22 protein-coding genes and 2 tRNA genes are annotated in these 23,732 nt (G+C 53.2%); 9 read left to right on the top strand and 15 right to left on the bottom strand.

All coding sequences use genetic code 11. The features are described 5' to 3' along the window. Window positions 1–10: 10 nt before the first annotated feature. The 9 genes from rho to K8R57_03870 all read right to left on the bottom strand — a co-directional run bounded on the left by rho (window position 11) and on the right by K8R57_03870 (window position 13,120). The gene (gene rho / locus K8R57_03910; GenBank protein ID MCE9587441.1) at window positions 11–1,252 is read right to left on the bottom strand and encodes a transcription termination factor Rho; all 1,242 of its coding nucleotides are present in this window, start codon (window positions 1,250–1,252) and stop codon (window positions 11–13) included. A gap of 107 nt (window positions 1,253–1,359) precedes the next feature. Beyond that, entirely contained in the window at window positions 1,360–1,959 is a 600-nt protein-coding gene (gene coaE / locus K8R57_03905; GenBank protein MCE9587440.1) for a dephospho-CoA kinase, read from the bottom strand. Window positions 1,960–2,022: 63 nt separating this feature from the next. Continuing rightward, window positions 2,023–4,650, bottom strand: coding sequence for a type II and III secretion system protein (locus K8R57_03900; protein MCE9587439.1), 2,628 nt, complete (start codon window positions 4,648–4,650; stop codon window positions 2,023–2,025). A 20-nt stretch (window positions 4,651–4,670) separates the two neighbouring features. Beyond that, entirely contained in the window at window positions 4,671–7,238 is a 2,568-nt protein-coding gene (locus tag K8R57_03895; GenBank protein ID MCE9587438.1) for a type II and III secretion system protein, read from the bottom strand. Window positions 7,239–7,273: 35 nt separating this feature from the next. After that, complete coding sequence (locus K8R57_03890; GenBank protein ID MCE9587437.1) at window positions 7,274–8,344, bottom strand: hypothetical protein; 1,071 nt, start codon at window positions 8,342–8,344, stop codon at window positions 7,274–7,276. Next, window positions 8,341–9,294 (bottom strand): Amuc_1100 family pilus-like protein, encoded by a 954-nt coding sequence (locus K8R57_03885; GenBank protein MCE9587436.1) that lies wholly within the window; start codon window positions 9,292–9,294, stop codon window positions 8,341–8,343. The genes K8R57_03890 and K8R57_03885 overlap by 4 nt, the downstream gene beginning before the upstream one ends. Window positions 9,295–9,298: 4 nt before the next feature. Then, window positions 9,299–10,999 (bottom strand): pilus assembly protein PilM, encoded by a 1,701-nt coding sequence (pilM, locus tag K8R57_03880; protein ID MCE9587435.1) that lies wholly within the window; start codon window positions 10,997–10,999, stop codon window positions 9,299–9,301. Between the two features lie 39 nt (window positions 11,000–11,038). Continuing rightward, on the bottom strand, window positions 11,039–11,677 hold the full coding sequence (locus tag K8R57_03875; protein ID MCE9587434.1) for a hypothetical protein: 639 nt from the start codon (window positions 11,675–11,677) through the stop codon (window positions 11,039–11,041). Between the two features lie 96 nt (window positions 11,678–11,773). Next, complete coding sequence (locus K8R57_03870) at window positions 11,774–13,120, bottom strand: sugar transferase (protein MCE9587433.1); 1,347 nt, start codon at window positions 13,118–13,120, stop codon at window positions 11,774–11,776. A 70-nt stretch (window positions 13,121–13,190) separates the two neighbouring features. Here K8R57_03870 and K8R57_03865 point away from each other — a divergent pair, with 70 nt between their 5' ends. From K8R57_03865 to trpD, 3 genes are read left to right on the top strand one after another with little or no spacing between them, the layout of a single operon-like run. After that, window positions 13,191–13,910 carry a type I 3-dehydroquinate dehydratase gene (locus K8R57_03865; protein ID MCE9587432.1) on the top strand — a complete coding sequence of 240 codons (720 nt, stop codon included), beginning with the start codon at window positions 13,191–13,193 and terminating at the stop codon, window positions 13,908–13,910. Next, the gene (locus tag K8R57_03860; protein ID MCE9587431.1) at window positions 13,907–14,830 is read left to right on the top strand and encodes a DMT family transporter; all 924 of its coding nucleotides are present in this window, start codon (window positions 13,907–13,909) and stop codon (window positions 14,828–14,830) included. The genes K8R57_03865 and K8R57_03860 overlap by 4 nt, the downstream gene beginning before the upstream one ends. Window positions 14,831–14,854: 24 nt before the next feature. Further along, a complete protein-coding gene (trpD, locus tag K8R57_03855) occupies window positions 14,855–15,928 on the top strand; it encodes an anthranilate phosphoribosyltransferase (GenBank protein MCE9587430.1) in 1,074 nt (357 codons plus the stop codon). A gap of 313 nt (window positions 15,929–16,241) precedes the next feature. Here the strand turns inward: trpD and K8R57_03850 are convergent, their stop codons facing one another. Further along, window positions 16,242–16,481: a glutaredoxin family protein gene (locus K8R57_03850; protein MCE9587429.1), complete on the bottom strand. Its 240-nt coding sequence runs from the start codon at window positions 16,479–16,481 to the stop codon at window positions 16,242–16,244. A 60-nt stretch (window positions 16,482–16,541) separates the two neighbouring features. Between K8R57_03850 and K8R57_03845 the strand changes: the two genes are divergently transcribed. The 3 genes from K8R57_03845 (at window position 16,542) to K8R57_03835 (ending at window position 18,843) form a co-directional block, all read left to right on the top strand. Beyond that, window positions 16,542–16,617, top strand: a tRNA-Glu gene (locus K8R57_03845). A 59-nt stretch (window positions 16,618–16,676) separates the two neighbouring features. Continuing rightward, a complete protein-coding gene (locus K8R57_03840; GenBank protein ID MCE9587428.1) occupies window positions 16,677–17,747 on the top strand; it encodes a PilT/PilU family type 4a pilus ATPase in 1,071 nt (356 codons plus the stop codon). Window positions 17,748–17,760: 13 nt separating this feature from the next. After that, entirely contained in the window at window positions 17,761–18,843 is a 1,083-nt protein-coding gene (locus K8R57_03835) for a PilT/PilU family type 4a pilus ATPase (GenBank protein ID MCE9587427.1), read from the top strand. A gap of 24 nt (window positions 18,844–18,867) precedes the next feature. Here K8R57_03835 and K8R57_03830 read toward each other — a convergent pair whose 3' ends face one another. After that, the gene (locus K8R57_03830) at window positions 18,868–19,146 is read right to left on the bottom strand and encodes a hypothetical protein (protein ID MCE9587426.1); all 279 of its coding nucleotides are present in this window, start codon (window positions 19,144–19,146) and stop codon (window positions 18,868–18,870) included. 84 nt (window positions 19,147–19,230) lie between these two features. Between K8R57_03830 and K8R57_03825 the strand changes: the two genes are divergently transcribed. Further along, window positions 19,231–20,061 carry an HAD hydrolase family protein gene (locus tag K8R57_03825; protein MCE9587425.1) on the top strand — a complete coding sequence of 277 codons (831 nt, stop codon included), beginning with the start codon at window positions 19,231–19,233 and terminating at the stop codon, window positions 20,059–20,061. A gap of 21 nt (window positions 20,062–20,082) precedes the next feature. On the opposite strand, the gene K8R57_03820 is transcribed toward K8R57_03825, so the two are convergent. Beyond that, window positions 20,083–20,502 (bottom strand): hypothetical protein, encoded by a 420-nt coding sequence (locus K8R57_03820; GenBank protein MCE9587424.1) that lies wholly within the window; start codon window positions 20,500–20,502, stop codon window positions 20,083–20,085. Window positions 20,503–20,573: 71 nt separating this feature from the next. On the opposite strand from K8R57_03820, the gene K8R57_03815 reads away from it, so the two are divergent. Next, entirely contained in the window at window positions 20,574–21,260 is a 687-nt protein-coding gene (locus K8R57_03815) for a 4'-phosphopantetheinyl transferase superfamily protein (GenBank protein ID MCE9587423.1), read from the top strand. Between the two features lie 20 nt (window positions 21,261–21,280). Beyond that, complete coding sequence (locus K8R57_03810; protein MCE9587422.1) at window positions 21,281–22,504, top strand: DEAD/DEAH box helicase; 1,224 nt, start codon at window positions 21,281–21,283, stop codon at window positions 22,502–22,504. A gap of 39 nt (window positions 22,505–22,543) precedes the next feature. Here K8R57_03810 and def read toward each other — a convergent pair whose 3' ends face one another. From def to K8R57_03795, 3 genes are all read right to left on the bottom strand, one after another. Next, window positions 22,544–23,140, bottom strand: coding sequence for a peptide deformylase (def, locus tag K8R57_03805; GenBank protein ID MCE9587421.1), 597 nt, complete (start codon window positions 23,138–23,140; stop codon window positions 22,544–22,546). Between the two features lie 22 nt (window positions 23,141–23,162). Next, window positions 23,163–23,579 (bottom strand): biopolymer transporter ExbD, encoded by a 417-nt coding sequence (locus K8R57_03800; GenBank protein ID MCE9587420.1) that lies wholly within the window; start codon window positions 23,577–23,579, stop codon window positions 23,163–23,165. 44 nt (window positions 23,580–23,623) lie between these two features. Continuing rightward, a tRNA-Met gene (locus K8R57_03795) sits at window positions 23,624–23,700 on the bottom strand. Window positions 23,701–23,732 lie beyond the last annotated feature (32 nt).

Here is a 23,732-nt window from a genome sequence, read left to right as displayed (position 1 = left end):
TAGACAATTCTTAGAGTCCCTTGATCCCCCCAAGAAGGAGTTCTGCGTTACTCTTGGTGGTTTCCATGTTCAGGCAGAGGATCTGCATTGCTTCGGCGGCCGGGATTTCCATGAGTTGCTTCCGTAACTTCAGGATTCGCTCGTATTCGTCCGGATGATAAAGAAGTTCCTCCCGACGGGTTCCCGACTTGGTGATGTGGATGGCCGGGAAGACACGCTGCTCCATGATGGAACGATCCAGGTAGATTTCCATATTTCCCGTCCCCTTATATTCCTCGAAGATCAAGTCATCCATGCGGCTATGCGTTTCCACCAGAGCGGTGGCGAGAATGGTGAGGCTACCCCCCTCCTCAACATTGCGAGCCGAGCCGAAGAATTTCTTGGGACGAGCCAAGGCAGCCGAGTCCACGCCGCCGCTCATGGTGCGGCCTTTGCCCTGGATGTTGTTATTATAGCCGCGCGAAAGACGTGTGATGCTATCCACAAGGATCACTACATCCTTTTTCAGTTCCACAAGTCGCTTGGAGCGTTCCGAGACCATCTCTGAAACCTGTACATGGCGTGCAGTGGGTTCATCGAAGGTGGAGCTGAAAATATCGCAGTCCAGAGCCCTTCGTAGGTCGGTGACTTCCTCAGGTCGCTCATCCACCAGGAGGAGCATGAGATGGACATCGGGATGATTGGCCCGGATCGCGAGGGCCAGGCTCTTAAGCATCATGGTCTTTCCTACACGCGGGGGAGCCACGATCAATCCACGCTGTCCCATGCCCAGTGGGGCGATCAGATCAACGGCCCGAGCCGTAGGATTGTTTTTGCCCGACTGCTCCAGATAGATCCTCCTGTTGGGGAACATGGCCGTGAGTTTGTCAAACTCCGTTGGGCTTTTCCAAGACTCCGCCGGTATCCCTTCTATTTCCGTGAGTGTGTGGAGCGCAAGCTTCCGTTCGGATTGTAACGCGACCGTTCCCTTGATTCTCAGACCGGGGCGCAACTCGTACTGGCGAAGCAGGGGAATGGGAAGGTTGAGATCGCAGGGAGTAGGCTGGAAATTAAATTGAGGCCAGCGGATCATGGGTGCGTCGGGAGCGAACTCCAGGATCCCCTCTGCAGTGAGAGTGCCACCCCTCTTCAGCTGATCCCTCGCCAGATCGAGTGCTAGATGATGTCTTGAGGAATCCCGGTGCAGGGGAAGGTTTCTGGATGCAATCAACTTCAAGAGGTTCTCATGACTTGAGGTGTGAAGTATCTTCATGTCGAGAGGAGGGGGAATCTCAACAGGCAAATCATTCGAGGGGTTAGGAGGCACCCCATCAGTCAAGGGGAGTTCCGCATCGGCTTCATGAGAGATGGGACCGGAGTTCATAGGTTTTTCAAAAGCGGTATGAGATGATGGATCTGGAGTTCCAGAGCGGAAGTCGAGGAGTCATTCCAAAGAAGGTGATCCGAAAGGAGGACTTTTTGCTCCTGAGCAGTTTGGTTTTTTAACCAAGCCGAAGTTTCGGTGTGAGAGAGTCGGCGATTCAGCTTCAGTCTTTCTTTCCTAACTGAGTCTGAGCAGGCAACCAGAATGACCCTATCGAAGAAGTTTTCCAAACCTTTCTCATAAAGAAGAGGGATTTCTGCGATGAAAAAATCACCTTTGGTTCCCTTGGATGCGAGAGCAAGCGGTTTCCAGACTTTCTCTAATCGCGGATGGAGAATTCCCTCAAGCAAGGTTTTCGCCGATTGATCCGAGGTGATGAGTTCAAAAAGGTGTTTCCTGTCCGGACATCCCATGCTGTCAAAACAAGCCTCACCAAATGCCTTTCTGATAAGTTCACGGACCTCTTCATCATGGTCCAGAAGTTTGCGATTTTCGAGATCAGCGTTGTAGATGTCCGATGGTAGAAGCTGAGCTATTAATTTTAGGGCAAGGGATTTGCCACTCCCTATACTGCCCGTGATCGCTATTGATGGCATCTGATGGCATCTTATGGTTTCAGCAGATCAAGAGTACCTTCCTTCTCTTGATCCGCACTGTGATTATTTCCCCCTGACAGCGGACGAGGTCATGGATGGCTGGGGCATCTCTTGAGGTAGCCCCAGCGGCGTCACGATCTCTGATTCCTCAGTGTCGCCGCGACGCGGCTGGCCTTCGGCATCGAGGATTCGCGGCGTGACAAAGATGACCAAGTTCTTTTTGATTTTCTGGTCTGCATCGGAGCGAAAGAGGCGGCCAGCCATCGGAATGTCTCCCAGGATCGGCACCTTGTCCTGGATTTTTTGCACATCTTCACGGATGAGACCGCCGAGTGCCACGGTCTGGCCATCCCAGACCGTTACGAAGGTATTGACTTCGCGCACGCTAAAGACCGGTTGGTTGATAGTATTCGTAGTGAGTGTTTGCGAGATTGGGATGAGGGCAGGAACTTGTAAAAAAGTTCCTAATTGATATCCCACGCCATTAATGGGGGATCCATAATTGATGAAGCCATCAAAGTCCGTGACCTTGGGGTTTAACTCCAGATCGATCGTGTACCCATCAGGCCCAATCGTCGGTTTGGCCTCCAAGACTACGCCGAGATCCTGTTTGGTAAAATCCCTGGGAAAGGAGGGAGTGACTGTTGGCGGAGGGATTGTTAATGGATTTTGTGTAGTAGTTCCGCCCTGTCCCCCCCCGCCGGCTTGACTAAAAGTTGGAGGGTCGTACTGGCGCGGATAGATGAACTCATTGACGATTTTGACCGTGGCTTTGACGCCGCTCTTGGTCGTGACCTTTGGGGCGGCCATCAAATCCACCCCTTTTTTCTGATTCAGGGCATGAATGACCATCTGGAATTGGGGATCCGTGAAGACCCCAGCCACGCTGAAGACTCCGGGGGCAGGCGCTATGGAACCGCCTGCCTGGCCAGCTAGAAGTGCGCCGATGGAATTCTGGCTGATGGCCCGATCACCACTCCGGAGACTGCCCACGGTATTCATGCCTGCCGAATTGAAGGGATAGTTCGCACTATTCAGAGAGTTGGATCCACCACCGCCGCTTCCATAGACCCCGCTACCTCCGATGCTAAATGGTCCCAGCAACCAGTCGAATCCAAGCTCCTGAATGTTGTTCTGATTGATTTCTATGAATTTTGTCTGGATATCAACCTGAGAAGGAGCAACTCCCATGGCCGCATCCACAAGGGCATCAATCTGATCGATATTGTCGCGTGTATTACGCACCACAAGCTTGCTACCAGAGGGCAGGTAGTTGGCACTCGAGCCAGTAGGAAACTCGACCCCTTGAGAGAGGAGATAGTCTTGAGCATTGTAACGAGCGGCAACACGGGGCATGTTTGCGGCGCTGGGAGCTGTTCCGGCCTGAGGAAGCGCGCTTCCCGAGTCAAGCGGCTTGGGTGGGATGAAGGTTGGGGGAACCTGATATTCCTTGGTGATCAGTATATCCGTTGGTTCGGAGAGAGGGACGATCGAGATAGCATAGGGATCGACCTTAAGCTTCAGGTTGCAAAGCTTGCTGATGTAATCGAGGGCTACATAGAGAGGCACATGGGAGAGAGCCAGTGTGATATGAGGCTCTGTTGATCCCGCATTTGGCTGCGCGGGTACAGCGCTAGCGGCGGCATTGGTGGAGATCTCAGCCTGAGTTGGTAATGAGGATGGTTGTGAGCCGAGCTTCAGGAAAATATTCACACCCTTGTGGTTTGGATCCTGTTCGACGCTTTTCTGCTTGAGGTATTCGACCGCCTCACTGATCGGTGAGTCGCTCAGGTCGATCTTAGGTATGATAATGGAATTCAGCTTTGCTGTGATCTGATCCGTTCCTCGGATGTCCTGTTGACGACCCACTGATTCGGTCGTGCGCCCCTGCTTCGACTTACGGGGTGGGCGCTCCCAGGATTTCTCAACCTGCCAGAGCATTCTGCTTCGCGTCTCATTATAGGACTCGTCAGCGTACTTGATCGTGGAGTTGTGGATTTCCTCCATTCCTTTTCGTGCCGCGTTGTTATAAGGGTCGATTTGAAGGATCGCCTCGTATTGTTTGAGGGCCAGTTCATCGCGACCTGTTTTTGTAAGGTCTGAAGCTTGCCTGAGAAGCTTGATCACCTCTTCGCGTTTGGCGGCGAAGGCCGGCGTGACTGTCTTGTTGAAGATGCCTGGCTGTTCCAGATCGGAGAGAAATTTTACTGCGGCTTTAGAGCCTGGATTCATGGAAGGGTCCAAGATGGATTTGGCAACGCTTTCAGCCGAGAGAGGAAGACCGTTGGCGTTCATGACGCCGGATTTTTTAGCGATGCTATCGGTAAAGACTCCGTTGTCTGCGAGCTCACGAGAAAAGGCCAAGGCGATGGTCGTGTAGTCTGAGAGAAGGGCGTTCCTCGTGGGATTGGCAGAAGTGCCTGAAGGCACCATTGTCATGGCTTGTGCGGCTTGTGCATAGGCACCTTGCAGGTCGTGCTGTGAGTATTTCTGCATGGCAGACTGCATCAGTGAGCGTGCCTGAATCAGGTCTTCCTGACTACGTACGATGGCTCGTTCTGAATCTGCAGCGACGGATGCAGTCTGTGCCGTCAGTTTCCAGGAAGCGAGATTGGCCGTGACAATGGTCGCAACTAACAGGATAGCGTGGAAACTGAAGGAGTTTCGTAAAGAAAATCTGTAGCTGTGCATAAGGAGGGTGAGCAGCTTGTTCAGCGGCTAGATTTGGAGGCGGTCGAGGGATCTCCCGGGATTGCCTCGGAGGCGACGGCCTTGGCATCAGGAGTAGAGATTTCTGTTCCATTTTCCATGGTCTTAATCAGGGGTTGGCCTGCCGGATCTAGGAGACCTGCTGAGACGAAGATGAGAAGATTCCTCTTGATCCTCTGGTTGCTCGAGCTGCGGAAGAGGGATCCCACAAGAGGCAGATCACCCACAATAGGTGTCTTATCTTGAACCTTCTGGACATCTTCCCGCATGAGTCCACCCAAGACAACGGTCTGGCCATCATAGACCGTCACCTGAGTATCGACCTGACGCACGCTAAAGACGGGTTGATTGATGGAGTTTGCTGAAAGTAGAACCTTTTGGGTTCCTATAGAATTTGGTGTGCCACCTGGTAAGAGGCTGGGTATGTACACTGTTGCAATGCTGCTGATGGGTGAGCCGTAATTGACAAACCCCTGAAACTCCGTGATCTGAGGAGAAAGGCTGAGCTCAATGGTATAGCCATCAGGTCCAACCGTCGGTTCTACTTCAAGTTGCACACCGCAATTTCGAGTCTCGAATGAGGTCGGTGTGGCTGGATTTGCAGGTTGTATTTGTCCTGGTGTCGTGGCCGCAACAACAGTTGGAGGAGAGTAGTCTTTCGGGTAGGGGAATTTCTGAGTGATATTGATTGTGGCCTTGCGCCCACTGGTGACGGTGACCTTGGGGGCGGAGACAAGATCAACTCCCTTCTGCTGGTTGATGGCGCGTAGTACGACTTGGAACTGGGGATTCGTGAAGATTCCTGCCAACGCTAGGACACCCGCCGCTGGTCCTGCGGGCGAGCCGAAGAGGAGGGCATCCAATGCATTCGCGGTAACAGCGGCCGAACCTGTTCGGTTTCCTGAGGTGACATTGCCTGAGGTGACATTGCCTGCGGGATCTACATTCATCGCTCCGGCAGGTTGGCCATTAGCAGGGTTAACAAAGGGGTAATTGCCTGCGTTGGCCTGTCCCTGTCGATTGCCAACTGTGCCGCCTCCGGTATTAACTCCACTCCCACCCGGAAGCTGGAAGGCTCCCATCAGCCAATCAAAGCCAAGTTCCTGAAGATTATTCTGCGAAACTTCCAGAAAGCGGGCCTCGATCTCCACCTGACTGGGGGGAGTGGCTAGCGAGACCTCTACCAGGGAGTCAATCAGATCGAGGTTTGACTGGGTGTTCTTAACAAGTAACTTACTGCTTGAAGCGAGGTATGTCGCGCTGGCTCCCGCGGGGAAGGTGACGCCCTGGGATTCCAGAAACTCCTTCGCGCCTGCTTTGCCTACTGTACCTGATGCCCCTGGAACTCCTGCCGTCGGAAGTGCACCGGTTGGGGTGGAACTGGAGGCACTGGAAATGAACCCTGGAGGCACCTTGTATTCTTTCGAGATAAGGGTTTCCGTTGGTTCGGAGAGGGGAACGATGGCTACGGCATACGGTTCGATCTTGACCTTAAGATTTGCAGCCGAGGCAATGTATTTTAGGGCCTCTCCAAGAGGGAGGTCGTTGAGGGAAAGATTGAGTTTGGTTCCGCCATCGACTGCTTCCTTGGCCGGATCGAGTTTGAGAACGATATTCACTCCCTTCTTGGCTGGATCTGTTTCGGTTGTGTCCAAGACGCGGGATTTTTTCTGAAGCTTTTCCACAGCCTCACGCACGGTCTCGTCGGAAAGGGCGAGTTGAGGAAGCCTGATCTCTTGGAGTTTTCGGCTGATGGCGCTGGTGCCCTGCATGTCGATAGGGCTCTGCTCGACGATTGTGGTGGCGCCTGTATTGATTTTTGGCACGGGCAGCTCCCAAGCCCTTGCCACGTCGGCGATCATCTGACTCCTCCGCTCGGAGGTGGCTGTTTCCGCGTAACTGGAGCGCTGTTTGTTGATTTTCTCCATCCCGAGACGGGCGGATTTGTTTTCAGGATCAAGATTGAGAACCATTTGATATTTGTTGAATGCTGCATCGAAGCGACCCGATGCGTAGAGCCCCTCGGCTTCGTTCATCAACTGTTCAACCTGAGTTACCTTGGAGACGAATCCGGGAGTGATGGTCCTGTTAAAATGGTTCGGATCACGAAGTGCTTTCTGGAGATTTAGCAAGGGTGCATAGGACGATGCATAAGGCTTATCAGTGGCTGTTTTCACCACCAACTCAGCATCATCGTAGTAGCCTTCGCTCACCCGCTGCGTGGCCAATGCACAAGCAGACTTGGAAAAGGTTTCAAGAGCCAGAGAACGCAAACCTGCAGAAGACTCACCACCGGAGGGTAATGCATCGACGGCGCTCTTGGAAAAAGCAAAAGCGGATTCGTAATCCTTGTCCGCCATGGCGGTGACGGCTTTTTGAGTCTGGGTCTGCGCCCAGTTACTTCTTTCTTGAAGAATACGGATTTCACGCTCGGATTGGCCGATTACCCCGCTCTGCTGCGCGTAAACAAATGAGGATGAGATAGCCGCTCCAACGATGAACCTGATAGCCAATACGGAAAGAACAAGTATTCGCAGGCGTATCTTCGAGATTTTCAGGGGTTGAGTCATTGTGATGCTAAGGGGAATGAAAGAATAAGAGTTGTTTACAGAGAGGGGCTCGAACTCGGTGAGGGAGAAGAGGATGACTTGATAGTGTAATTTTTCCCATCCTTGTTGAGCAGAATCCCCTCTTTTGAAAAATCAACGAGCTTATAAGTTTCGACATGTTTTTTGTCCAAGCTGCACAGATTGAAGGTCTTGCCCCGTTCCACCGTGACATCCTCAACAGGGGCGCCAGAGAGTTGGTAATGGAAGGTAACGCTTTCAACAAGTTCAATGGGTAACTTTCTGTATTCTCTAGAAGAACTCTTCTTCATAAGGGTGTGGCGCTCTCCGGTGAGGGTGTTTTCCAGGATTAGTTCGCCGACATCATACTCGGTATCATTGATCGTTTTTTTCTTATCGGTGTAGTCCACCATTTTCAAGAAGGGGGCTCCGGGTACGGTTTCCCCTTTGAGTACGACCCTTACTGATGTGTCGGGGCGGTTTCCTTTTGATGGATTGGGAAGAGGTTGAGATGGTCTCAACTGATACTCAACAGTCAGATTCTTTGTGTCGGTGATCCCGTTCGTTTCAATACCCAAAAATTCCAGGATATAGCTACTCTTGCGGATATCATTTTCACCATAATTGAGTTTCGTGTATAGCGGGGGGAACTGTTCCGCGTCGTTCGGATCGGTTCCTGCCAGGAATTCCTCACGCACGGTAAAACCCTTATGCTTGGGATCACGATCCAGAATATTAACGTCCGTGTAGTCGAGTTGGTGATCGATCAGCCACTGGTTTGGAACAGGGGGATAGAGTGGCTCGTTACCCACCATCGGATCAATGAGTTTACCCTCCTTGAGGAGATAGGGCCGCGAGACCAGCGGGGATGAACCATTGTCACTTGGCTTCCAAAGCGCAGGATTTTTCAAATGCTCGACAGCAATAACGGCATTCGAAGAGGCTGTTGGTGCTAAGCTTTTTTCTTGTTTTGAGATGGAATCGGCTTCTTTCAGGGAGTCTTGAAATCCGAGCGACTGGGTGATCAGAAACACGGCCGTGCCAATGGCAATCAGCGAAGCGATTCCCAAGAGCACTAAATGGTAGTGGCGAATGATCAGATTCTTCATAAGCCCTTTACCTTGTCAGAGGGTTTGAGTTGCAAATTTGTTGCGGCAGAGGATTCCTGATCAGGGAACTCCAGTCCGCGGAGTTTCAGCGAGATATCGAGAAGTTCGCGGCCCACAATAATCGGGAGTCTCTGAACCGGGGTGCTTCCGTCTTGTGCGGGAGCTACAGTGGGAGGCGGCGTATCGCGTCTGGGGGGCTCGCTTGAGGTGTTATGAACAAGCAGCTGATCAATGATCAGGAAATAAGGAGCCGTTGAAATCGTATTCACAATTTCCCGAAACGAACCCTGGTTGCATCGAAAGCTCAACTTCATGCTGCAGGCGTTCTCATAGGGGGTGGAAACTTTCACCGGAAGTGCTGGGGGTGTTTTTTTCGGTAACGTTTCTGCGGTGGATCTAGAGAATTCAGAAAGAATAAGATCCTTGTGGGTGGCAAGCAATTCGCCTAGCCAGCTCAAGACGGTGAGTTGTTTTGAAAGAAGTCGGACATCATCTTGGGAGGGAAGACGATTTTCGTATTCATCAAGGCCGAGATAGAATCCCGGTGGTAGTGTGGCACCAGTGCTTGCGGCAAGTGATTTGATCCTAGTCACCTCGTTACGCAGTGCATCCTGAAAGCGTTGAGGTCGATCCTGGAGTTTTGCTTTGCCGATGTCGGCAAAGGTAGGCACCTGATACTTCTTAAGATCCTTGATGAGGGCGTCCAGGCTGGACTGCTCGGTGGTTATGGTGGCCTCAAGCTTGGAGAGGTTATCCTGACTTGGAAACGGTTTAGTCTGTGAGAGCTTTACCAGTTGGGACGCCTTGGAGGTATAATCCGCAGAAGCAGTTCCATAATCATCCCATGCCTGATAGGCCAGAAATCCAAGGATGAGTGTTCCAAGGATCAGGGACGCTAAAAGGGATGCTGCCAGCTTGTTACCCGCAAACCATTTGGTGATCTTGTTCATCAGTTCAGGGAAGGGGAGTAATGGGATCGCGAAGAGGAATCCTGAGTGAAAAAGGATAGGCCCAGTATTCCCCATTGGGACTGCCTCGCTGAGTGATGATCTTGGATTTTTCCTTTTCCTCGACGGCAAAGACATCCGAGGACTGAAGGGAAGTGACAAAATCATCGATCACTGAGGCCTGGTTGGGATTGTCAAGGTACAGACCTTTGACTAGGAGAGCCTTGACGGAGCCATCATTATTCTTGGGAGAAACGCCCCTCGCAGAAATATCCCCAGCAGGTTGGATTTCGGTGATCCAGAGATAGCGTTCCGGCACCTTCGCGCTCAGTTCGGCAAGGATCCTCAGGTAGGCTTCCCGAAGGTTAACCACAGAAAGAAGGATGTCAGTCGTCTGCTGGATAGAGAGTTCGTTGTCTACCTTGGTCTTAATCCGGTTTGATATACTGGTTTCTTTGGCGATCTGTGCATCGATCGTTGCCGTCGTGGCACGGGTCAAGGAGGTTGCTTGCAAAGCAAAGCCATAAAAAGCCCCGAGACTTGCAAGGAAAAAGAGGACGGCAGCAGCCAGGTAAGGGAAGCGTTTGGCGAAAGATCTTTTTTTGGATACAGATGGGGGAAGGAGGTTGATCTTGGTTCGTGGGGAGGAGGTCAACACCAGGGCCCCTCCCACCAGTTCCCCCAGATTATTGGGATTCGACTCAAGGAAGGAGTGTGCGGATTCGGCGACTCCGATGTCTTCCATCGGATTAAAGAAAGAGGTCTTTTTCTGCAGTTTTTCGTTGAAGAATTCAGCCAGATAGGGAAGAGATGCCATTCCTCCTGTTAGCAAAATTAACGTGGGCTCGTTTCCCCCGAGATTTGATCTGTAGTAGCTTAGGGAGCGGCTGATGTCGGCCTGAGTCTTGAGTAGAGTCTGTCTAGCTATACGGGCGATATTGGCCTCGACGGGGTCGGTTGCTTGTTCGAAGCCGGCACCAAGTGCAACGCTCCCGCGTGCAATCTTCAGCTTTTCTGCCTCATCAAGCTCTGCATGGATATCCTTGGCAATCGCGGAAGTGACAGCTAATCCTCCGGAAGGAATGCTTCGTGAGAAGAAGGATCCTTCTGCAGAGATGATCATGTTGGAAGTCCGAGTCCCCATATCCAGCAGGAGGGTCGTTTCCGAGGCAGATGCTGGTGATGCATGGAGGAATGCATCATAGAGCGCAAGGGGAGCTACCAGCACTGCAGTAATGTTAAGGCCGGTGGAGGCTACCGAATCGCAGATCGATTCCAGCGAGTCCTTTTTGATGGCTACAAAAACAACATTCACGGCACCGGACGGGGTATTTCCCATCACGACATAATCCCAGACGACTTCTTCCAGCGGGAAAGGTATGTTCTGTTGGGCTTCAAAACCGACAACAGCGGCCACTTGGCTCGAAGAGCCTCCAGGGACTTCCAGGGGAACAACCCTTGTGAAGACCGTATGGGCAGGCAGTACGCAGACGACATCCGAACGGGTGATCTTCCATGCTTTCAGAATGTCCTTAAGGGCGAGGCGGATCTGATCCGGTCGCGATGTATCGAGCGCCGGATCGAGCATGAGTTCTCTCCGGGCGCCGCGCAGAAGCTTTAATCCGCCGCTCTCAGTCGATGAGAACTCGGCAATCCTAAGGGACTGCATTCCGAGATCGAGGACCAAGGTTTTTTTGGGCGATGCCATGGGGAGGAAGCTAGAGGGGCGTGGTTTTCTGGAAAAACCTTACTGCTTCTTCACCGCCTCATAATAGTCGGAGTTGAGGGATGCAAAGGGAGTCTCGTTTTTGCTGAGCAAGTAGCCGCTGGTCTTTTGATATTGTGGCCACCACACACCGGCTGACTTGAGGCTTTTTTGGGCGACCAACTGTCCCTGCCGGGAGATGGTGACGCCGATATCGACTATTGCGGAAGAGGCGCTGGAGGGGGGCTTCCCGTCGAAGAGGCGTTCCAATGTTCTGGGGCTAACATACATGACTGACTTAAGGTCGTTTTGCATGGCCGGCACGGAGGTATGGGTGACCTGCCCCGTGAGGAGTGTTCCCTGTGGGGAAGCAGAGCTCTTGTTCGACAGTAGGACGTAGTAGTCCAGAACGATATCGTCCGCATACTTGTCAGCGGGGTTCATTGGCCCCGTGGGCTGCCAGCCGAAAGTAACCTCGATTTCCATCCAGTTTTTCGGACGGGAGGGCTTCTGGGTGGCTCCGGAATAGGAGATCGCAGGAGTGGTGACAATGGCCGGTTCGATCTTTGAAATCACGAAGCCGGTCGCATTTTGCGAGTGTAACGAAAAGCTGCCAAAGAAGAGGAATGCGCAGGAGACAACGAGTCTTTTCAACATCTGGAGAAGGGTGGGGGTATGCATAAAAACGAGTCATTTATACCATCGGGTTCCCTCCCCAAAATCCAGAAAGAACGTTCGCGGTTTATCTTTTGGCTAGGGATGTGATCAAGCCGTTCCTTAGCGGGCTCCTTTACGGAACAGTACGGCGGGAATGGTGCGCAGGATGATCCAGAGATCCAGGAGTAGTGTTTCCCTGTCGATGTACTCGATGTCGAGTTGGACCCAGTCGTCGAAGCTTTTGATCGAGTTTCTTCCCTGGATCTGCCAGAGGCAGGTGAGGCCAGGCTTCACGCTCAGGCGTCTGCGATGGGTGCTTTTTTCGATGAGTTCGGTTTCGTAGTCTGGGAGTGGTCTGGGGCCGACGATGCTCATCTCTCCACGCAGCACATTCAACAATTGGGGAATCTCATCAAGGCTGGTGCGTCTCAGGAGCTCTCCGAAGCGCGTAACCCGCGGATCCTTATTGATTTTGAATACCGGACCCTCCATCTCGTTGTGCTCCGAGAGTTTGGCATGCAGTTCCGGGGCGTTCGCGACCATGGAACGGAATTTGTAAATCGTGAAGCGTTTCCCTCTCTTGCCACTTCGCACCTGGGAAAAGATCACAGGACCAGGAGAGGTGGCCTTGATGAGGATGGCTATCAGGAGACAAAGCGGAGCAAAAACGATCATCCCTACCGTGGCACCGCAGATATCCAGAATACGCTTGATAAACCGCTGCCAGAAATCGCCCGGGGCTTTCCGGAAAACAAGCACCCGGTTTTTTCCGGCCAGTTCAAAGGAAGGCATACCGACAATCCCGTGAATGCTTTCCGATACGATCCAGATAACCAGACCCTCGCTCTCGCAGATCATCGGCAGATCATGGTTTGCAGGAGATTGGGGCGAGACGAAGATGACCCTGCCCACGGCGTTCTGCCGTATGCTTTTCAAGATTGTTTTGGCATCGTTACTGGCCGGATCCAGCCTTCCGATGATCTGAAGCTCCAGTCGTTCCGAAGCGGAGAGTCTGGCGAGAAAGGCATCTCCGTCCGCATCGCTCCCTACCAGGATGCTTCGCTCCCCGAAAATGCCCTGATTGTAATGATGGATCAGGTATTTTCTCATGATTCCTACCCTCAGGATCAGGAAAGCAGGAGCCAGGATAATAAAGAGAATCAGGACGGATCGGCTCGGGATTTCCAAACGTCCGAAAATCGACGCGGTGCCAATCACTAGGATGAGCCAGAAACCGGCCTTGGCGATTTTGCCAGAGAGAATCTCGAGGCGCTGCGAAAGAGGATGCTCGTAGTAACCCTGCAGATCCAGAATCAGCGGCGTGAGGGGGATGATCAGCGCGAGCATCCAATACGTATGGGAAAATGACGGTATTTCGCCCAACCGGTCGAGGCAGATGATCCCTGTCGATCTGAGTAGGTAACACACCCAGAGACAGACGCCGACCATCAGTCCGTCGAGAATCATGGGTAGATCCTTGGAGATTTCCTGCTTGCGGTTCATAGTGTGTAAGGAAACAACAGATGACCTTACTAGAGTGAGTATCACGCGCCGTCAAATCCAGAGCCTTCAGCCCCTCCTTCGGGAGGGCGCTTCCCTTGTCGTGGGAACGCTTCACGACAAGGCCGGACTAAAGTTTTTAAAAAGGACGATAGCCCGGGATTCCTTGCTGCGAGGTATCGATTTACTCGAGGTCAGGCTTGATGCGCTGCCCCTGACCTCACTGCCTATGCACTGGCCCCGTCCGGTGATTGCCACGGCGCGCCATCCCAGCGAGGGAGGGGCTGGGAATCTTTCCCAATCAAGCCGTCAGGCCTTGCTGGAGTCTGCACTTCCATGGGCTTCAGCTCTGGATATCGAGCTCCGCTCAGCCAGCGCACTCGCCCCCGTGATAGTCCGTGCTCATCAGCAGGGAAGAACTCTTATCCTGTCCCATCATGATTTTAAGGCCACTCCGACGCTTCTCATGTTAAAAAAACTGGCTTCTCAAGCCGCTGCTCATGGAGCAGATCTTTTCAAGGTCGCGACACTGCTGCGGAACCGCCATGATTTGCAGCGTCTGATCGATCTCCAGTTGAGTCGGACCGAGATACCAGTCATCGCGATGGGGATGGGGGATGCCGGGCGTTTTTCCAGGATCGTACTTGCGGGATTCGGAACTCCGCTTTGTTACGGTTGGCTTGGAAGTCCGCAGGTTCCAGGCCAGTGGCCCGCCCAGAAGCTCCGCGGAATCATGGACGAGGTTCTGCCGGCGTGAGCCCCATCGCATTGGTCCTCCCTCTGGCGGCAGGCTTTGGCTACGCCTGCGGAGCCGTCGCGATCAAGCGCGCTCTTGGCGCCGGTGCATCCGCCTCTTGGGTTAATTTTCTTTGCAACACATTCATGGCCGTTTTGTTCCAAGGTCTCTGGTTATTGCCGGGTCATCCCCTGGCACTCGGGATGATTTTGCCGCCGGTTGTGTGCGGGGTGTTGTTTTTTTTGGGACAGATCTTCACCTTCAGGGCTATCGACACTGGCGATGTCTCCGTCGCCACGCCGCTCTTGGGATCTAAAGTTCTGCTGGTGGCGCTCTTCTCCTTTTTCCTGATTGGAAAAAATCTTCCGCATGCAATCTGGCTCGCCTCATTAATGGCCAGCCTTGGCATTGCCATGATCTCCTATTCTCCTGCCGGAAATCACGCGAGGCTGCTTGAGGCCGTTGCTTGGTCCCTAGCTGCTGCTGCCGTTTTTGCACTTACCGACGTCTTGGTACAACGATGGGTTCCTTTGGTAGGATACAGCAGGTTTGCCCCGCTCATGTTCGGCTCCGTCGGTCTGTTTTCCTTGGTGTATGTCCCCAGACTGATGAGTTCGAGGGCCAGTTTTAGTGGAGGCGGCACCCTCAGTTTCCTTGTTGCGGGGAGCTCGTTTTTCACGTCTCTTCCCTGGCTTCTTTTCGGCGCCCTGCTGCTGGCGGTTCAGGCTCTCGCCATGTACTCGGCAATCGGCCTTTTCGGAAGCGCCACGATGACGAATATCCTGTATGGATCAAGATGTCTTTGGAGTGTCCTGCTGGTCTGGGTTCTGGGAGCGATGGCCGGTGATTCTTTGACGAGTCAAGGCAGGGTAGGTGTGATGACCCGGCGTCTGATCGGGGCGTTGCTTCTCTTAGGTGCGATGACGCTCGTGTTGGAATAGCCCTTTTGATAGGCAAGTACAGAGATGAGCAAACTCTTTCCCGATCCCTTGGCCAAGGCTCAGCTTTCCGATTCCGAAATAGACTCTTCTCTTGATCTCCTGATGCGTGAGGAAATCGGAGAAGAACCTAAGGGCGCCTTCTTGACGGCGCTTCACCGCCGTGGGGAAACAGCTGCGGAGCTGGCGGGATTTGCCCGCGCTATTCTGGATCGCGGCACGAAGGTGGCCCTTGAGCGTGATCCCGGCTCTCCTTTGCTTGAACTCTGCGGCACGGGAGGTGACCGTGCGGGATTTATCAATATTTCCACCGCCGCGATGTTTGTCGCGGCCGGAGCGGGTGCCCGTGTTGTGAAACATGGAAACAGGGGGGTCAGTTCGCGCTGTGGGAGTGCCGATGTCTTGGAGGCTCTCGGAATAACACTCCACATCAACCCGTCTTCGGTTGCCTCAGTGCTCGAGAGTGCCGGATGCGTTTTTCTTCTGGCCTCTGATTTTCATCCCATGATCGGCACATTGTCTCCGCTCAGGAGATCCCTGGCAGCGAAGGGGCAGATGACCATTTTTAATCTTTTAGGGCCACTTCTAAACCCTGCGCTTCCCGAGGCTCAACTCACCGGCATTTTCAATCCAGCCCAGTTGCTGTTCTATGCCGAGGCGCTTAGTATGCTGGGACGGCATGCCGCGTGGGCCGTCCATGGTGAGGGTCTGCAGAGTGACGGCGGGGTCGACGAACTCTCCATCACGGGACCTTCTAGGGTGGTGGCATTCCACAAGCAGAATGATGAGGGGCCAACCCTTCGGGAATTCGTTATCAATCCACAGGAGCTTGGATTTTCCACGATCGAATCCCCGGAATTGCTACTTGGTGGAGATGCTCGATCGAATGCCCTGCGTATTCAATCCATTCTGTCCGGTCAGGAAATTGGTCCTGCCCGTGACATGATCGTGCTGAATGCAGGCGCAGCCCTGCATCTTGCCGGCATCGGGAGATCGCTTCCGGAATCCCTGTTGCTTGCTGTTGAGAGTATCGCATCGGGAGAGGCTTCCCGTGTGCTCGATCGGCTCAGGAATTCCTCAAAATCCCACGCTGCCTGCTAGAGCATCTTGCGTTTAATCTGTCGTTCTTTGGGCGATCATCTTGACCGTCGAAAAATAAAAGGACTCGCGCAGAGGCGCAAAGGCGCAGAGGAAATGAGAAAGGATTGGGTCTGGAGAAGATAGTCACCGTTACTACCCTCAAATCGGAAAATCACTTGATCGATTAGCAATGGGTTCTGACGACTCCTTGCAAGGGAGACGTTTCAAAAGAAGCGTTGCCATTAGTCACAAAAACTCTGCGCCTTTGCGCCTCTGCGCGAGATTTCTTTCCTTGTACATGCGTCAAATAAAACCGAAACCGCTCTAAATCAGCTCAGATTTCCAGAAATCCCGGGAGTTCCTCGGGACCGAAATCGGAGAGGATTCTTCCCTCTGCTGTCACAAGAACCGGAGCTTTCGACTGCCCCGAAATCTTCTTCATCTCCGCAAAAGCGGTTGCATCAGAAAGCACGTCGATTGCCTCATAGTCCACGCCCCGTTGGTCAAGCCAGGTTTCTGCCATCACGCACCAAGGGCATCCTCCTTTGATATAGAGTTTCATAGAATTAATCATGATGGTTGATCTCTCTCCTTGCCAGCATCCAGATCATGGCTCAGAGTTCAATGCTCTCATGGCGCGTTCGTCTAGTCGGTTAGGACACAGCCCTCTCAAGGCTGGCGCACGGGTTCGAATCCCGTACGCGCTACCATTTTACGGAGACAGCCTGCTGGACGGTTTCAGATATTTGTCCTATTTATTGGTTTATCCATGGATGCCCCTCCGGAATCGATAGAGCTCTATTGCAGGGCTGCCCATGAGTACAAGGCATCCGATCTTATTCTTCACGTAGGGGAACCGCCGATCGTCAGGGTATCTGGAAGTATCACGCCGATGGAGGCGCCACCCCTGAGTCTGCACGACCTGATGGCCTTTCGTGCCTATTGCGGTGTTCCTTCGGAAGCAACGGATCATGACGCGAGTTTTATTTCGGGCGAGGGCATCCGTTTCCGCGTGAACTTTCACAGACAACTTGGGGCAGAGGCTGCTGTTCTTCGCATGATCACAGGAACGCCTCCTGACATCGATACCCTTGGAGTTCCCTCCGAAATTCTCAAGAAGATGGTCGCGCGGAGTTCCGGGATCATCATCGTCTCGGGCCCGACTGGATCGGGTAAATCTACGACTCTTGCCGCTCTTCTCGAATGGGTTAACAAAAACATGGAGCGTCATGTCGTGACCATCGAGGATCCCATAGAGTTTATTTTTCAGCGCGACCGATCACTCTTTACCCAGCGGTCGGTTGGACTCGATACCCCAAGCTTTGCTGAAGGCCTTCGTCGCTCCCTGAGGCAAGCACCCGATATCATTCTGGTCGGTGAGATCCGTGATGCCACCACCGCCGCAGTAGCCCTGCAGGCAGCGGAGACAGGACATCTGGTCCTTACGACACTCCACGCATCCGATGTGGGTGAGGTATTGGATCGCATCATGGCGTTCTTCCCAGAGAGAGAGAAAAAGGGTCATCTACAGGTCTTGGCCGGTCAGTTGCTAGGAATTCTCTGCCAGAAGCTGCTACCAACCACAGCGGGTGGAATGGTCTTGGCCACCGAATTCCTGACGAATCTTGGACTCTCCCGCCAATGTATCCGTGATGCTGATCTCCCCGCCCTAAGAGATTTCATCAGTCACTCCGATCCGTCGGAATCATACGATTTCCTGAGTTCTTTTCTGGATCTGGTGACGACCGGTAAGATTGCCGAGGATACGGCGCTCCTTGCTGTTCCTAATCCTGCTGAACTGAAGCGACGATTGAGGGGAATCACCAGTAGCTCCTCCTAGGTTTTCCTTAGCCATGCATGATCTTCCCGACATCGTCGATATTCTCCGTGAAGCCGTCCGGAACGGCGCATCCGATATTCATCTCTGCGCGGGATTGGCTCCCGCGATGAGGGTGCGTGGCGATATACGCCCATGCCATGGCCGTGTGATCTCGCAGCATGAGTGCCGTGAGATCATCCTCGGAGTCCTCACTGAGTCACAACGGTCACGGTTGGAACGCGATTTGGAACTCGATTTCGGCTTGCAAGTGGAGGGAACCGGACGCTTCCGCGGGAATGCCCACTTCAGTCGGGGGGCGTTAGAGGCGGTCTTCAGGTACATCCCTGCGGAGATTCCCTCTATCATGGAACTGGGCCACCGTCCCTCGATCATGCAACTCTGTAATCGCACGGATGGTCTAATTCTTGTCACCGGAATGACCGGCTCCGGAAAAACCACCACGCTTGCCTCTATGATCCGCTGGATAAGCGAGAATCGTGATGCCGTTATCGTGACGATCGAGGATCCCATCGAGTTTTACCTCCCAAACAACCGCTCCATTATCAAGCAGCGTGAACTGGGTGCCGACACGAGATCCTTTGACGAGGCGCTGCGCCACGTGCTGCGCCAGGATCCTGATGTCGTTATGGTCGGGGAGATGAGGGACGCTGAGACAGTCCGTGCCGCCCTGACTGCTGCCGAAACGGGCCATCTCGTGCTGGCGACACTTCATACCAACGATGCACCACAGGCACTGGACCGGATTGTCGATTATTTTCCCGGTGACGAGCAGGCACAAGTCCTCGGTCAGCTGGCGAACACCTTGGCAGGAGTTCTGGCTCAACGTCTCATTCCTTCCGAGGATGGTCTGCGGCGTATCATGCTCAGTGAGCTATTGATGAATAACAGCGCGGTGGGTGCCTGTATCCGCGAGCACCGTTTTGAACAGATCGTCGGACTAATGGAAATTGGCCGAAAGGATGGCATGCATACCTTTGACGACATGCTGGAGGAGCTTTATCTCTTCGGGTATATCAGTAAGGAGGAGGTCGTGGCAGGAGCGAGAGATCCCGCACGTATGGAGACCCTCAGGCGTAAACCTGCTCAGAAACCGTGATCGCATGGGCGGTAGGGCGAAGGATTAATTTTCTTCTCCTTTTCTGATCCGGTCCTTCTTTCCTTCACGCTTTTCCTCCAAGGAAGCGATCTCGCTGGCAAGTTGCTTTCGAAGTTCGGCGACTCGTGCATCATCCGCGAAGGCCTTGGAGATCTCTCCGTCGATGAAGATTCGCTGCTCGGCGATACGCGCCTCAAACTCCGAGTCAATTTCCGCCAGCATCCTTTTCTGATCAGCACTAAGCTCGAGGGATGGGGCAGTCTTTTCCAGGCGGCTCATGGCCAGTTCGTAAGCTGATTTCATAAAATTGACCCTATCATTCCTGTTTCGGAAGAAGAACGTAATTTGTGGATTGCACACCGGAAGCGTCACGGGAAGAGTTTCCTGATGATCCGCTTACTGAGCACTGACTTTGACGGCACCCTTGCCGATACGCTTTACCCCGAACACTGCAGCGCGTCCCTAGATCGTGAGCTTTCCGAGGCGGTGCGTGGAGGTGCTCTCTGGGCCGTGAACACCGGGCGCTCGCTGGAGAGTGCGCTGGATGGACTGAGGGGACTTGGTGCCTCCGTTTCTCCGGATTACATACTCACAAATGAACGTCACATCCATAAGCCTGACGGTAAGGGGGGCTGGCTTGACTATGGGGAGTGGAATGAAATCTGCAGAGTGCACCACGACCTACTTTTCAAGGAGAGTGGAACATTCTTTGAGCACATCTCGAAGCTGGTGGATTCCCATGAAGGCGTTAGTTTCCAACAACATTACAAGGGGATTCCCGAGGGGCTAGTCGCTGCCAGTGAAGAACAGCTCGATCAGATCATCAGTGAGCTAGGAGCATTGCCGGGTAGGCCGGAGGATTTTCACTACCAACGCAGTAACATTTACCTGCGGTTCTGCCATCGTCGTTATGACAAGGGTAGCGCCCTTGCCGAGTTAAGTCGACTGATCGATATGCCCACATCGGAAATCCTGGCAGTCGGGGACCATCAGAACGACCTGCCGATGCTCTTTGGTGAAGTCGCGGCGATGGTCGCCTGCCCCTCCAACTCTCATCCGAGCGTCAAAGATGCGGTTTCCAAAGCGGGCGGCCACGTTTCCGAACTCCCCGCAGGTGAGGGGACGGCCGATGCTATTCATCTTTACCGAACGGGGAAAAAGTCCCTCTCGGAAAAAAGAAACCGGGAAGCGGTCCTCAATGACCAACTTCCCGGTTAAGATACTAAGCTTAGGAAAAAATCAGGCTTTCTTCTCCTGAATCCTGTAATGAGCTTTGCCTACTTTCTTGATTTCAGGAAGTTTCGATCCGGTACTGCTGAACCAGACATGTACGTTGGCATTCTTAACGCCGATCTTTTTGGAAAGATCAGTGACTTTCATACCCGCGTCTCCGGCGGCCTTGAGCGCGGCCAGAATCTTCTTTTTGATGGCTCCGCGAGGTGCACGCTTGGCGGTTCCAGAGATTTTCTTGCCTGCGGCCTTGGGGCCTTTCTTGGCTGGGCGCCCACGGCGTTTGCCTATGGCGCGAACCGGCTTTCCCGAAATCAGCGAGGTAAGTTGTCCCTCGATGCTTTCGATTTGCTTGATGAGCGATTCCTTACGCTCCGTGAGTTTTATAAGGTTGCGCAAGGCAACTGAACTAATGTTTGTGATGTTCATAACAAAACTTGTTATTTGTTAAGTCTGTGATGATGGCAAGTATTAAAAAACCAAACATTCCGGGGTTCCTAATGGATGCTCCGTTTCCTGGGATGCTCCCTAAGGGGAAAGAGGTGAGCCTGTTCATTGCACATTTTGACGTCTTCGCGGAAATCCCCGTTAGTGAAGAGGAACAAAGGCGTGGCGAATCGATGTCATCAACTGAAGCAAGGCAGGGGATTCTTGCCGGACGACGTCTTGTCCGAAATATTGTCTCCCACTGGCTTTCCGTGGATCCTGTGAAATTGCAGATCCGCCTATCATCCGAGGGAAGACCTTATCTGGTTGGGGATTCTGTACCCTTCTTTAGCATTACTCACAGCGGCGATCTGGTTATGGTTGCTTTCTCCGGAGAGGAAATTGGAGCTGACCTGGAGATCGAGAGACAGCTTGATAGTGTTGCCCTTGCTTCCCGTTTTTTTTCAGATCAGGAAGCTCTCTTGATAAAGGATGAGAATAATGAGGAGACCTTTTTCAGGCTCTGGACATGCCGTGAAGCGGCAATCAAGGCTGATGGGCGTGGTATGGGAAAGCTTCTTGCTCAGACTAAGGTCAAGTCAGTTCCTAAGGACGAGAAAGGGAATTTTCTGAATGTTGAGATCGGAAGCGATAGCTGGTCAGTTGCCCACTGGATGACGGGGATATTGGATCAGCGGTACCATGTGGCGTTGGCCACCAAGATCAGGCCTTCTCTTATTCGCTGGTGTGATCTCCGCTAACTGCTACTTTCATCAGCTTCATGTCATTTCAGGATCTTGGACTCTTAGAAGCCGTTGTCCACGGCGCTCAGCGGATGGGGTATGTCGAACCTTCACCGATTCAGGAACAAGCGATTCCCATCGCAATAAGGGGGGGAGATCTTATTGCCTCCGCTCAGACAGGGACCGGGAAAACGGCGGCTTTCGGGCTACCCATTCTTAGCAAGCTCAAGAAGTCGAATGGCAAGACACGTTGCCTGATTCTGGAGCCGACACGTGAACTTGCCCTTCAGGTAGAGGAAGCGTTCAAGGAATTCTCCGCTTTTACCGATTTGGAGACGGTTGTCATCTTCGGAGGGGTTGGCTACGGAGCGCAGCGCGAGGCATTGGCCCGCGGGGTAGACGTGATTGTTGCAACTCCCGGTCGGCTGCTGGACTTCATGCAGCAGGGGGAGATCAATTTCGCCGACCTTGAGATTCTTGTTCTCGACGAGGTCGACCGGATGCTTGATATGGGGTTCCTTCCCGATGTCCGCAGGATCGTCGAGAAGTGTCCCAAGGAGCGCCAAACACTCTTTTTCTCTGCCACGATCCCCGAGGAAATCGAGCGCCTCTCCTCCTGGTGCCTCCGCAATCCCGAAAAGATTTCCATCGGTGCCCGCCGCTCAGCGGCCGAAACCGTTAAGCACGCCTTCTATCCGGTGGCTGCTGATCAGAAACTCGATTTACTGAAAGCGATGCTGGACCGTACGGAATACCACAGCGTCATCGTTTTCTGCCGCACGAAGGATGGCGCTGACCGCATCGCCCGTCAGCTTGAGAACGAAAAACATAAAGTCGCCGTGATGCATTCGAATCGTTCCCAGCAGGAGCGCGTTGATGCGCTCGAGGGATTCAAGACCGGACGCTACGAGGTGATGATTGCCACCGACATCGCCGCCCGTGGTATCGACATTGCCGGAGTCAGCCACGTCATTAATTATGACGTGCCCCAGCATCCCGAGGATTATGTCCACCGCATCGGACGAACCGGTCGGGCCCAGAGTGAAGGGGATGCCTTCACGATCATGACGGCCGAGGAGCTTCCCCATGTGAAGGCTATCGAGACCTTCATTGCGCAGAAAGTGCCCCGTGAAAAACTCGAAAACTTCCCTTATCTCTTCACCATGCTCTTTCAGGAGGATGAGGCCGCAAGAGTTCTCAAGAACATCCGTGGTGCTCGCACACTCAAGGGCTATAGCTACGGGGCGAAGCGTCGGCGCTAGACCGTTTTTTTACCTGACCGCAGGGGCTGATCTGCTCTCTCAAAAAGAGGCTTGCGATTGAAACTTCCGAAGTAATGGCTGATGCTCTTTGAGCGATTCCGATGGTAGGTGATCGATGAAGAGGATTCCGTGCAGATGGTCTACCTCATGCTGAGCAGCGCGTGAGAGAAGACCCTCGGCTTCGAAATCCAGGATCGACCCATCGAGATCCTGGCAGATCACGCGGACCCGGGTAGGTCTCTCAATCTCGTCATGGAGTCCGGGCATGCTCAGGCATCCTTCGACTTCCCAAGATCGCTCTTCACCGACCGGATGAATCTCGGGGTTGATCATCACGAGTGGCATCAGCGATTCGATCTCCAGTTCCCGCCCGTCGATCCAGGCGCGACTGGGACGATCTTCGAAGGCGGGCATCACATCGATCACGGCGAGTTGAAGAGCTCGTCCGACTTGTTGGGCGGCCAGACCGCAGCCATCCTCCTCGTACATCGTTAGGATCATTTCACTAGCAAGCGTCAAGATGGAGTCATCGATTTTCTCGATCTTCTTTCCCTTGCTGCGCAGCGCTGGGTGACCGTATTTCACCACCTCGAGTGGCTTTATCGGGTTTGATGTGACTTTATGCGGACGAGGCATGCCGATGGGTGAGGGGTGCTGGTTACTTGTTAAGAGGTTTTGCAATAGCAGGGATATTCTTGATTCCCGCTATTTGCAGGGCATCAAGAACTGTTACGACCGTGCCGAAGGGGGCCTCTTTGTCAGCTTGCATCGTGATTGAGCAACCGGGATTTGCTCGCTGTGCCTCATGAATCGCAGCAGGAAGAGCGGCAGCTGTGATGGGCTTGTTATCGAAGGAGATCTGGTCTGGCCCCTTGATTTGAAGCAGGATCGCCTTCTTCGGTTGGCTAGTCGCTGCCGATGCGGCCTTGGACTCGGGAAGGTTGATTTGCAACTGGGGCAGGCGCTCCTTGAAGGTCGTGGTGACGATGAAGAAGATCAGGAGAATCGCGAGAATATCGATCAGAGAGACAACGGTGATCGAGGGCATCTTTCGCCGCTTAGTGTAAAATCGCATAAGCCGAAGATGCTCTGACATGTAAGGAAAGGCACCTGAAAAAATGGTGGCGGGGGTAGGATTTGAACCTACGACCTTCAGGTTATGAGCCTGACGAGCTACCGGGCTGCTCCACCCCGCGTCCAGAGTTGAAAGATATCACTCCTTGACCTG

This window comes from Verrucomicrobiota bacterium, from assembly GCA_021413925.1.
Taxonomy (GTDB): Bacteria; Verrucomicrobiota; Verrucomicrobiia; order Chthoniobacterales; family UBA6821; genus UBA6821.
The sequence above is the reverse complement of the archived record's forward strand: the minus strand, read 5'-3'. Positions and strand labels throughout refer to the sequence as shown.